Source organism: Bacillus sp. NTK074B (assembly GCF_017303375.1).
Classification (GTDB): Bacteria; Bacillota; Bacilli; order Bacillales; family Bacillaceae_B; genus Rossellomorea.
Genome location: NZ_JAFKOH010000005.1, coordinates 62974 through 75318 on the forward strand (window position 1 = coordinate 62974; position 12345 = coordinate 75318).

The window sequence follows — 12345 nt, forward strand, 5'->3', positions numbered from 1 at the left end:
ATGGAAGGGAGTATCACCATGTCACATACATCTGATAATGAAAAAAAGGCAAGAGACAACAACGCCCTGCGCCAGGAGAAGAATAAAATCAAAGAAGTGAACCGAAAAGCAGGAAAAAATCAATACTCTAAGAAGACGGACCATCTGTAAGGGATGGACTGGAAGAAGGCACGGGCTCTTTCATGAGGCCGTGCTTTTTTTATTTTAGGCTATTTTCGTAAACATTGTTGCTTTCGGATGTAGCGAGTGGCGGTTGATTGCAGCGAGTGGTGCTCGCTTTCCGCGGGGCTGGCGGTGAGCCTCCTCGGCTGACGAAAAGTTTGACTATCACAAAGAAAATGAGGAGATTGCGTATGCCAGTTCTTTTTCATTCGTTGCAGTGACTGTTTTTATTTCATAGTCCTTTACTCTTATTAAACTGATGATCACATACCATTTTGCTCTGTCAACTACTTACTACTCTAGAGGGTGAAGGGAACTGCGTAGACTCCTACGGAAAACGGGCGTGTCGAGACCCCGGAAGCGGTTTGCTGAGGAGGCTCGGCCGAACGTCCGTGGAAAGCGGAGCAGTTCCCTTCACCCTCCTGCACCACAACCTAAATGACAGAGCATCGAAAATCTTAGTTTGGATACGAATAGCAACAATCTTTGCGAAAACAGCCTCATTTCAACTCCCATGAAAAAGTTTAGACGTTTCTCATATATTCTCGACTTACCCTCTCAACCTTTATAAAAAATCCACTTCCACCCGACAAAGAAGTTGTATGTCCCCTCACAGCTTGTCTATAATGAAAGAAGAAAAAAATATGGAGGGGTTACATATGGCAAAGGAAAGTTCATTTGATATCGTATCCAAAGTGGATATGTCAGAAGTAAGCAATGCGATTCAAATTGCATTGAAAGAAGTACAAACACGGTATGATTTCAAAGGAAGTAAGAGTGACATAAAGTTAGACGGTGAGGAAATTGTTCTTGTCTCAGATGATGAATTCAAAATGAATCAGTTGAAAGACGTCCTTCTAAGCAAACTGATCAAACGTAATGTTCCAGTGAAGAACTTGGATTACAGCAAGCTTGAAGGTGCATCTGGAGGTACAGTCCGTCAGCGCGCGAAGCTCATTCAAGGAATCGACAAAGAAAACGCAAAAAAAATCAACACCATTATCAAGAATTCCGGCGTGAAGGTTAAGAGCCAAGTACAGGATGATCAAGTGCGGGTAACCGGAAAAAGCAAAGATGATCTTCAAAAGATCATCGCAGCAATCCGCGAAGCCGATTTATCCATTGATGTACAATACGTAAACTTCCGTTAAAACGGTTTTTCAAAGAAGTCTAATGGGTACAATAATTCCATTAGACTTCTTTCATTTAGGAGGAAAAACATGAAGAAAAAAGTCATCATTATAGGTGCCGTCGGCGGCGGTGCGACAACGGCATCCCAAATCAGGAAGGTTGACAGCGAAATCGAGATTATCCTTCTTGAGAAAACATCTTACCTATCCTACGGTGCATGTGGCATGCCCTATTATTTAGGAGAAGTGATCAAGGACCGTGAAAGTCTGTTTGCAGCGACTCCTGAACGTTTACATACGAAGAAGAATATCGATGTCAGGATGCATCATGAAGCGTTACACATTGATCGTGACAATAAATCGTTACTTATTAGGGATCATGACGGTAACAATGATTATGAGGAATCATTTGATTACCTGGTCATCGCTACAGGCGCGTCTCCCTTTCTCCCCGACATAGCCGGCCTTCAGCAAATCCCTGCTTTCCATCTCAGAACTGTTGAAGACATGGACAGAATCAAGCAATTCTTAGAAACAGAAAAGCCTGAAACATGCACGATTATAGGCGGCGGTTTCATCGGGGTGGAAATGGCTGAAAACTTCACTCATCTCGGGATGAAGGTGAACATCGTCGAACGATCCGAACATGTCATCAGCATCATTGATGCTGAAACCGCTAAGCAGTTGCAGGATCATATCATTGGGCAGGATGTTAAACTGTACACAAATGATGGTCTGAAAGAAGTACTACCGGAGTATACGTTGAAACTGGAGAGCGGAGAAACATTCCAATCGGATTTCATCCTCCTATCAGTGGGGGTAAAACCCAGAAACGAATTGGCAAATCAAGCAGGGTTATCCATCGGTGAATCAGGCGGGGTAGTGACCAATGAGTTTATGCAAACGGATGACCCCTGCATCTATGCTGTCGGGGATGTTGTCGAGTCCATCGATTTCATTGACGGTACGCCGAAACAAGTACCCCTTGCCTGGCCTGCCCATCGGCAAGCCTATATCATCGCAAGACATTTATCGGGAAGCCCTGTCCCATTCAAGGGTATGCTCGGGACAGCCATTGCGAAAGTATTCGATCTTTCCATCGCTTCCACGGGATTGGGGGAAAAAGAGTTAAAAGATAAGGGGTATACCTATAAAACGGCAATGCATGAAGGAAAATCCCATGCCGGATACTACCCCGGCGCTCAGGACGTATACGTAAGAGTTCATTTCTGTCCTGAAACGGGTAAAATCTTTGGTGGTAATGTGGTAGGGGGTGAAGGTGTTGATAAACAAATCGACACCCTGGCCACTGCCATTTACGGTGGATTGACGGTTACCGATCTCCAGGAAATCGAAACCTGCTACGCCCCTCCCTTTTCTTCACCAAAAGGCTTGTTGAATATGATTGGTTATAAAGGTTCTGGCATGATGAATTAAGAATAATGAAATGACAGACAGGCTTCTCTTGGCAGGGGCCTGTTTTTTTATGGGCTCATGCAGGTTAAGAGTCTTGATGGTGGTAGGATTAGATAATTGGCTTCATTTTTGATAGAGATGGCCTGATTCCTTTCTATTCCGGCTGGATTCACCTACCCAATAAAGGTATTTACACCACCCCCTCCCAAAAAATCACGTTAATAATTATTTTTTCCGGGTAAACACTATCTTAAGATATCCTAAACTATAAAAGGAGTGTTTTCATTGTCTCAACAAGAACAAAACCAAAACCAGACATTTCCACCTCAGCATCAGAACCATCAGCCTGGTACGGTGGATGAAATGAACCCTCAACCTATTCATACGGATCAAAATTATAAAGGCAGCGGCAAATTAGACGGAAAGGTAGCCCTCATTACTGGTGGCGACAGTGGAATCGGCCGTTCGGTTGCCTGGTACTTTGCAAGGGAAGGGGCCCATGTGGCCATTTCGTACTTGGATGAGCATGAAGATGCTAATAAAACGAAGGAGTTGGTAGAAGCAGAAGGAGTCAGGTGTATCCTTTTCCCGGGAGACGTCGGAAGCTCCACTTTTTGCAAAGAAATCCTGAATAAAACGATATCCGAGTTCGGTAAGCTTGATATCCTTGTGAATAACGCAGCTGAACAACATCCACAAGAGGGCCTGACGGATATAAGCGATGAACAGCTGGAGCGTACTTTCAAAACGAATGTATTCTCCATGTTCTACTTGACGCGAGCTGCTCTTCCACATCTTAAGAAAGGGGCTTCGATCATCAACACGGCTTCGATCACGGCGTATAAAGGCAATAAGGTTCTCATCGATTACTCTTCCACTAAGGGTGCCATCGTCAGCTTCACCCGATCGCTTTCGGAGAATATTGCATCCGAGGGTATCAGAGTGAACGGGGTAGCTCCCGGACCGATCTGGACACCTTTGATTCCATCTACCTTCAGTTCGCAAAAGGTGGCAGAATTCGGAGCCAACACCCCTCTCGGAAGGGCGGGACAGCCATTTGAATTAGGGCCTGCCTATGTTTACCTTGCAAGTGAAGATTCCAGCTATGTGTCAGGACAGATGATTCATATCAATGGCGGCACCGTCATCAACGGATGACAAAAAAAGCGGCTAAAAGCTTTGAGGTTCCTCCCAGAGGAGTCTCATGCCTTTTTAGCCGCTTTTTATTTCTCTTTCACTTTTCGCTCACTGCATGAACATCTCTTCACAATGTGATGCGGGACAATGATTCTTTTGATTGGCTCTTTCGGGTTTTCAATCTTTTGGATCAGGCTTTTCGCTGCCTCATTCCCAAGATTGTATATATTGATATCCACCGATGTGAGCGGCGGCCGTGACATCTCGGCAAGGAGTACATTATTGAAGCTGACAATGGAGATATCTTCAGGCACACGTATGCCCATCTCATCAAGAGTGTTCAAGACACCAAGAGCCATTAAATCATCTGCCACGACGAGAGCCGTTGGTGGATCTTCCAGCTGCATGAGCTCATTGATCGCCTCACGTCCCCCTTCCCGAAGAAATTCTTCATGGATGATGTATTCGTCCTTCATATCAATCCCTGCATTCCTGAGGGACTTTTCATACCCTAATAAGCGCTCAACGGTCACGACGAGATTCAAATCTCCCCCGATAAAGCCGATGCATTCATGCCCGAGTTCCAAGAGGTAATCCGTTACTTCCTTCGTTGCCCGGAAGTTATCATTATCCACATGTGTGATTTCTTCGCAATATTTATAAGGCTTTCCGACAACGACAAATGGGAAGTCCCGATCTTTCAAATAGTTCATGACTTTATCTTCTACCTTTGAATAAAGCAGGATGATCCCGTCCACCCGTCCACCTTGGACCATTTGGACGACTCCTTCATAGATCTCTTCTTCGGATTGACCAGTGGACATCTGAAGAGCATACTGTTTTTCCTGTGCCCCTTCACTCAAACCTCTTAATACCGTCGGAAAGAATGGGTTTTGCGAAAAAGTACTGGCCGAACCCGGTAATACAAGCCCTAACACTTGAGTGGACTGATTGGCCAGGCTCCTTGCAATGAAATTAGGGTGATACCCCAGATGCTCCATCGCTTCCCGTACTTTTTGTTTTGTTTTTTCGCTTATTCTTGGATTATTTGCGATAACCCGCGATACCGTAGATGGTGCCACGTTCGCAAGCTTTGCTACATCCTTTATGGTGACCGCCATTCATTCCACCCCCTCTTTAGAAAAACGCAGTCCCGCAGCGGGAGGTCTTTCCATTTAATTAAAACGCTTCCAATTTATCATTTTTGAAGATGGCAGCAGGAATCTTATACAAGATCCCCACAACTCTCAATGCTGCTTCTTTCCTTTTCCCCGTTTCCATACGAAGTAGAGGAACAGAAGAAATAATACGTACATAATCCCCAGTGTAAATAGATAAGGATAATTCAGCCCACTCTTGTTTTTAAGCAAGTAAATCTCTGCTTCTTCACGGTCAAGGACGAGATGATAATTCCCTTCTTTATCACTGCGTATAAGGTCATCGCCCATTAACCCCTTTAATTCATGATTATCCGCCAGTTCTTCTTTTGTCAATTGAACATTTTGTGTTTCACTTGAATTGTTGATGGCTATAACAGTTGTTTGATCCTCGTATGTCCGTTTAAAGATGCCCATGCCGTCTTTGTTGTATATCGGTTCGATATCCCCCCTCGTCAATGATGGGTATTGTTGACGGAGCTCTCCTAGACGACTGATGTAATCAATCAGTTCTTCATCAGCCCTGAAATTCATAAAACGGCGATTGTCAGGATCGTTTCCCCCGTCCATGGCGATTTCCGATCCGTAATAAATAATCGGAATACCTGGAGTTGTATACATATAGGTCAGGGCAAGCTTCCACCTCGTACCCGGAAATAGCTTCTCTTCTACAATCAATCTAGTAAAGCGTTCCATATCATGGTTATCAATGAAGGTACCCATCAAGTATGGATTATCATAATAGGTTTCATTGTATTTCCAAAAGTTGAATAATCTCTCCATGGAGGTATCCGGCTTTTGGAAGACAGTGCGCGTTTCTTCTGCCTGAGGCACATTGACGAATCCATCGATCCCGACGTCATTATACGCAGCAATCTTATCAGGATCACGGTCGAACACTTCTCCCAGGAGGTAAAAGTCATCCTTGACCGACTTCACCTCTTCACTGAACTCTTCCCAGAATTCTTGAGGGACATGACGGACTGTGTCTAGTCGATACCCGTCGATGTCTGTTTCTTTGATCCACCACTTGGCAGCATCGAACAGATAGTTTTTTACTTCGGGATTTTCTGTATTTAAATCAGGAAGGTCATATAACCACGCATTCTGCAGACTTTCTTCATTAGTAAAGTTCATCGCCTGCTTGTCATGGAACCAATCCTCTTTATCCGGGTCATTTACCCAAGGGTGCTCCGGTCCGACATGGTTCACCACAAAATCCAGCATGACTTTCATATCCCGCTTATGTGCTTCGGCCACAAGCTTCTTGAATGTTTTCATCGAGCCGAAATGTTCTTCGGTCTTATAGAAATCCGTGATCCAGTAACCATGATAGCCCATGGGTTGATTATCAAAGATCGGAGTCAGCCAAATGGCGGTGAATCCCATATCCTTAATATAATCAAGTTTATCGATGATTCCTTGGAAATCCCCGCCCTGATAGGCCTTTGGGTCCTCTGTATTTACATTTTCATCATTGCTCATATCCCCATTATTAAAGCGATCGACCATCAAAAAGTAAATGGTTTCATCCTGCCATTTTCGTTCTTCTTTTTCAACTGCTCCTACCGGAAGGGCGTAAAAAAGAAGAAACGGGACTAAAATGAGAGATAATACTCTTCTTTTCATCTCCGCTCCTCCTAAAATTGTTAGTAACGCCTATAAGATTATCCTTTTGTACCCCCTGCCGTCAATCCTGAAACGAAGTATTTCTGGAAGAACAGGAATAATAGAGCAATTGGCACAGCGATTAAAACAGATCCGGCAGCAAATGTCGTAAATTCGGCCCCGAACTGTTTTGCCACCATATCATAAAGGGCAACCGGTAATGTGTACATTTTTTCTGAACGTAACAGGATACTTGCAATGATAAAGTCCGCGAATGGAGCAATGAATGAAAACAGTGCTACAACCGCAATGATTGGTTTCGCAAGAGGCATGACGATCTGGAAGAAGATTCGCAGATGTCCTGCTCCGTCCATCTTAGCTGATTCATCAAGCTCTTTCGGGATCGTATCCAGATATCCTTTCATCAACCATGTGTTCATAGGGATTTGACCACCTACGTATACGAGGATCAAACCGATATGCGTATCTAAAAGTTTTGTTAATAACGCTAATACGAAAATCGCAATCAGCGCGGCAAAGTTCGGAATCATCTGTAAGATCAAGAATGTCATCAACCCATTTTTACGTCCAGCGAATCTGTATCGGGAAAAAGAATACGCGGTTAGACTGACCAGTAAGACGGTAATGGCCATCGTAGACAAGCTGACCTTCAATGAATTCCAGTACCATATCATGTAATTACTTTTCTCGAGGTCAAAAAGCTCTTTATAATGAGCCAGTGTTGCATTCTTCGGGATAACCGATGATCCGGATAAGCTTTGCCCCGGGTTGAATGAAGACCCGATGATCCAGGCAACCGGGTAAAGAATGATGGCAAACATGATTCCGATGGCTGCGTATGAAAGTGTTAAACGTATGAGTTTCTGTCTCTTCATATTCATATTACATCATATCCTCTTCTTGGAATGACTTCGTTCTCTTGAACTGCCAGATTGCTACAGTGATCACGATGATGGACAATAATACTGTAATGGCTGCAGCTTTCGAATACTGTGCGGATGTCATCGTCAGACTGTAGATCCAGGATATCAGGATATCCGTCCCACCTGCATTTTGGCCGGTTAAAGCCGGTCCACCGCCGTTGAATAAGTAAATCACGTTGAAGTTATTAAAGTTAAACGTATATTGCGTAATGATGATGGGTGCCGTTGCAAAAAGAACAAGGGGCAGCGTAATATTCTTAAACTTTTGAAAAGCGGATGCCCCGTCCACCGTTGCTGCCTCATAAAGCTCATCAGGAATCGATTGAAGAACCCCCGTTGTCATGGCAAAGATGAATGGGAAACCAAGCCAAGCCTGAATTCCAATCAGAGCAATTCGTGTATACATCGGTTCGGTCATCCAAGGTAAGTCTTCAATGCCGAAGAACCCCAGGATGTCACGATTGATCGTTCCGAATGATTCATTGAACATACCGGCGAAAACAAGAACCGAAACGAAAGCCGGGATCGCCCAAGGTAGTATGAACACCGTACGGATGATGGCTTTCCCTTTTAAGTCCTTTTGGTTAACGAGTATGGCGAGGAATACACCAAGTGCCACTTGAAGAGTTGTCGCACCGAACGTCCAGACAAGCGTCCAGGCAAGCACCGTAATGAATGTTTCTCTCCACATATCAATCTTAAAAATATCAACAAAGTTTTGAAACCCTACCCAGTCGACTAACTTGGCAGGCGGTGAATGATACAAATCGTAGTTAGTAAACGCTAATAAGACGACAAAGATAATCGGGAAGATAACGACGAATACAAGAAGCAAGAATCCCGGTGACATGATGAGATACGGAAATCCATTATCAATCAGATTTCTGTACTGTTCCCGGATCGTGCTGGGCTTCTCACCCCTGTCTCTCTTTTCTCCATTTTTATATGCGTCCCGAAGATTGAAAAGGTAAAAGCCGATTCCTAAAATACATACAATGATGGCGAGAATACCGTATACCATTAAGAAAATGGAATGGTCTCCATATGAAATGTCTGTCCCAAGGGTCGTGATCCCCCATAATCCATAGCCGATTAAATCACGGAAGACAAGGATAAAAGCAGCTGTCATGATGAGGAAAAATCCGCCTTTTAGAAACTGTCTATGATACATCTGACCTAATCCAGGGATTAGGGAAAGGGCCAGTGCAGTTTTTCTTTTGTTTGTTTGATAGGATTGTTGCTCCATCCTATATTCCCCTTTCTACGTTCACAATTTTGATAAGCTTCAAGAGCTTTTTAAGAAAAGAACTACATTTTTCCCTTAAAAAGCCCTGGAATGGTCTTTAAAAGGATAGCAGTACCTCTCAAGATGAGAAGGTACCGCTATGTAAGTGATTAGTTGGAATGACCTGCTTTGATTTTTTCTTCAATTTGCTTCACTGCTGCATCAAGTGCCGCTTTTGGTTCTTGCTTACCTGTTACAACCGTTTGAAGGGAATCAGCCATAGGGTCCCATACTTCACCCATTTCAGGGATGTTCGGCATTGGAACAGCATATTGAGATTGCTCGGCAACCGCTTTTGCTCCCGGATTGTCAGCAATAGCTGGATCGTCGATCAAACCTTCGTTTGTTGGAACTTCCTGAGTTTGTTCGAAACGTAACTTTGCATACTCATCTTGAGTGATGAACTCAATGAATTTTTGAGCCCATTCTTTATTTTCAGAGTAGCCTGACACATGCCATCCTTTAACACCCATGAACGTTTTCATCGGCTCACCGTTTGGAAGCTTAGGCATGGCAGAGATACCGATGTCGATGCCGGCATCTTTATAGCCTTGGAAAGACCAAGGTCCGTTCATGACAGATGCCACTTTTCCTTCTCCGAAAAGACCGTCAAGTGCCGATCCACCATTTTCCCCGATGATTCCTTTAGGGAATAGTCCTTCTTTGTACCATTTTTGAATATATTCAGTACCTTCAACAGCACCTTCATTGTTTAAGCCAAGATCTTTCGCATCCAGTGCTCCGTCTTTTTCAGCAAATACATATCCGCCGAATCCACCAATCGGTGCATGTGCGAAATAGAAGTTATCCCAAAGTGCTAAGAAACCATATTTTCCGTCTTTTGTGAAATCTTTAGAGAAAGTGTAAACCTCATCCATTGTCTTTGGTGCTTCTTCCATCAACGCTTTGTTGTAAACAAATACAGGCGTTTCAGAAGATTTTGGAAGACCATATAACTTCCCATCATAATTTTCAGCTGTCATAGAAGACTCCGTGAAACGTTTTTCAATGTCCCCATCCACTTCTAAAGGAGCGATATGCCCTGCAAGAGCAAGCTCACCGATTTGGTCATGTGGTAATGTCAATACGTCCGGGCCAGTTCCTGCAGGACCGTCTAAACGTAGTTGTTCTTTCATTTTAGAAGCCATTTCGACTTCTTTCACGTCAACCTTGATGCCTGTTTCTTCCTCGAACTTGGCACCTACTTCATCTAGCCAACCGGATTTTTCTTTATCTTCCCAGACAACCAGCTTTTCAGGTTTGTTCGCATCGTCAGCTTTTTTCTCTCCGCTGTCACCCGATCCTTCCTCACGGTTTGGACCACAAGCAGCGAGCGCCCCTAATACAAGCATGATTACCATCAACAATGATAACGCTTTCTTCATCTCGACCCCTCCTAAATATGTTAAAACTATCGATTCAACTTACAGATTGAACAAACGCTTGCACACCCTATCAAAAAAACTCAAAAGATATCGCTTACATATTTTTGTGAAAACGATTGCACAACCTATCTCTTATTATACAAACTATAATCCTTTTGACAATACTTTTTTGAATTTTTTTTAATAGTTAATAGAAAAAAGAAAACGGTTTATTCCTTTACTATCGTATTATTGACATAGAAGCTTGTTTAGAATACTCTTTAATGGAAATAGAAATGAGGAGGAACGATGATGCTGTTGGAAGCTGTTTATCATAGACCGAAAGACAATTATGCATACGCTTGCACTGATAAAGAATTACACATTCGACTACGCACAAAGAAGAGTGATATAAGCCATGTCACTCTTCTCCATGGTGATCCTTATCAATGGGAAGATGGGAAATGGTTGTACGATCGTAAAGATATGGTACTTACCGGTTCTGATCATCTATTTGATTATTGGTTCGCTCCCATCACCCCTCCCTACAGGCGGCTTCGATATGGATTTCTTCTCGAGGATGAAACAGAGGAAGTATTTTACGGAGAAAAAGGATTCGACGGATCCCCTTCCAGTGATATTGGAGATTTCTTCTGCTTCCCATTCTTGAATTCCATCGATGTGTTCAAAGCCCCTTCCTGGGTGAAGGATACAGTCTGGTATCAAATTTTCCCGGAACGATTCGCGAATGGCAATCCAGAAAACGACCCTGAAGGAGTCCTTGCTTGGAACAGTACAGATCCGACACCAACCAATTTCTTCGGCGGGGATCTGGAAGGTGTGACTCAGAATATATCCTATCTCAAAGAACTTGGAATTACAGGAATCTATTTCACCCCCATCTTTAAGGCGCATTCCAACCATAAATATGATACGATTGATTATTTTGAAATCGATCCGCAGTTTGGTTCAAAAGAAACAATGAAGGAATTGATTAGAGTTTGTCATGAGAACGGAATCAAAGTGATGCTGGATGCTGTATTCAATCATAGTGGTTTCTATTTCGAGCAGTTCCAGGATGTTTTGGAAAAAGGAGAAGAATCCCGCTACCACAATTGGTTCCACGTTCATGATTTTCCTCTGGATATCGAGAGCAAGCCACCCAATTACGATACGTTTGCTTTCGAACCCACTATGCCGAAGTTAAATACTGAAAACGAACAAGTACGAAAGTATTTATTGGAGGTCGGACGTTATTGGATCAATGAATTCGATATTGACGGATGGCGCTTGGACGTAGCCAATGAAGTGGACCACCATTTCTGGCGTGAATTCAGAAAAGAAGTCAAGAGCATCAAACCTGACGTGTACATTCTGGGTGAAATCTGGCATGACTCCATGCCGTGGCTAAGAGGGGACCAATTTGATGCGGTCATGAACTATCCACTTACGACGAACATCCTGAATCTGTTCGCCAAGCAAACGATCTCTCCTGCTCATTTCGTTGAGAATATGACGTCTGTCGTTCATATGTATCCTAAAACCGTGAATGAGGTGAATTTCAATCTTGTTGGAAGTCATGATACCCCCCGTATTTTGACAGAATGCGGAGAAGACATACGCCGCGTTAAACAAATATACACGTTCATGCTGACATTCATCGGAACGCCATGTATCTATTACGGAGATGAAATTGGATTGACAGGGGGACAGGATCCCGGCTGCAGAAAATGCTTCCCCTGGGAGGAAGATCAGCATAATAAAGAACTTTTCGAGCATATCAAAAAGCATATCTCCCTCAGACGTGAGCTTCCTTTACTCAGGAATGAAGGAAATCTCTCCTTCTTACCTGGTGACATGCACGAGCATTGTCTTGCCTTCACCAAATCAAACGGGGAGGAAACGGTCCTTGTCATATTGAACGGCAGTGAGGAATCAACCACCTACACACTGCCGTTTCAACTAAAGGGTAAAAAAATCACGAATGTCTGGAGCGGAGAGGAATTTGCTGCTGAAGCAGAGTCAATCGAAGTAACGCTTAAAGGATTCGATTTTGCCATCCTCCAATTTCAGTAAAATGCACTCACTAATTACGGGACTACACCTCTATGGGTAGTCCCATTATCTGTTTAAGAAGACTGG

The 12345-nt window shown here is 43.5% G+C and carries 10 protein-coding genes; 5 read left to right on the forward strand and 5 right to left on the reverse strand.

Annotated elements, in window-relative coordinates:
* The first annotated feature begins 18 nt into the window (after window positions 1-18).
* The 4 genes from JI667_RS09965 (at window position 19) to JI667_RS09980 (ending at window position 3866) form a co-directional block, all read left to right on the forward strand.
* On the forward strand, window positions 19-150 hold the full coding sequence (locus JI667_RS09965; RefSeq protein ID WP_206853045.1) for a DUF3941 domain-containing protein: 132 nt from the start codon (window positions 19-21) through the stop codon (window positions 148-150).
* A gap of 671 nt (window positions 151-821) precedes the next feature.
* A complete protein-coding gene (locus JI667_RS09970) occupies window positions 822-1313 on the forward strand; it encodes a YajQ family cyclic di-GMP-binding protein (protein ID WP_206852629.1) in 492 nt (163 codons plus the stop codon).
* 69 nt (window positions 1314-1382) lie between these two features.
* A complete protein-coding gene (locus JI667_RS09975) occupies window positions 1383-2729 on the forward strand; it encodes a CoA-disulfide reductase (RefSeq protein ID WP_206852631.1) in 1347 nt (448 codons plus the stop codon).
* Window positions 2730-2993: 264 nt separating this feature from the next.
* Complete coding sequence (locus JI667_RS09980) at window positions 2994-3866, forward strand: SDR family oxidoreductase (protein ID WP_206852633.1); 873 nt, start codon at window positions 2994-2996, stop codon at window positions 3864-3866.
* Window positions 3867-3931: 65 nt separating this feature from the next.
* Here JI667_RS09980 and JI667_RS09985 read toward each other — a convergent pair whose 3' ends face one another.
* From JI667_RS09985 to JI667_RS10005, 5 genes are all read right to left on the reverse strand, one after another.
* Window positions 3932-4966: a LacI family DNA-binding transcriptional regulator gene (locus JI667_RS09985; RefSeq protein WP_206852635.1), complete on the reverse strand. Its 1035-nt coding sequence runs from the start codon at window positions 4964-4966 to the stop codon at window positions 3932-3934.
* 126 nt (window positions 4967-5092) lie between these two features.
* A complete protein-coding gene (locus JI667_RS09990; protein WP_206852637.1) occupies window positions 5093-6631 on the reverse strand; it encodes an alpha-amylase family glycosyl hydrolase in 1539 nt (512 codons plus the stop codon).
* A 38-nt stretch (window positions 6632-6669) separates the two neighbouring features.
* Entirely contained in the window at window positions 6670-7512 is an 843-nt protein-coding gene (locus JI667_RS09995; RefSeq protein ID WP_206852640.1) for a sugar ABC transporter permease, read from the reverse strand.
* A gap of 1 nt (window position 7513) precedes the next feature.
* Window positions 7514-8800 (reverse strand): carbohydrate ABC transporter permease, encoded by a 1287-nt coding sequence (locus tag JI667_RS10000; RefSeq protein WP_206852642.1) that lies wholly within the window; start codon window positions 8798-8800, stop codon window positions 7514-7516.
* A gap of 149 nt (window positions 8801-8949) precedes the next feature.
* A complete protein-coding gene (locus JI667_RS10005; RefSeq protein ID WP_206852644.1) occupies window positions 8950-10224 on the reverse strand; it encodes an extracellular solute-binding protein in 1275 nt (424 codons plus the stop codon).
* A 291-nt stretch (window positions 10225-10515) separates the two neighbouring features.
* On the opposite strand from JI667_RS10005, the gene JI667_RS10010 reads away from it, so the two are divergent.
* Window positions 10516-12279, forward strand: coding sequence for an alpha-glycosidase (locus JI667_RS10010; RefSeq protein ID WP_206853046.1), 1764 nt, complete (start codon window positions 10516-10518; stop codon window positions 12277-12279).
* Window positions 12280-12345: the final 66 nt, after the last annotated feature.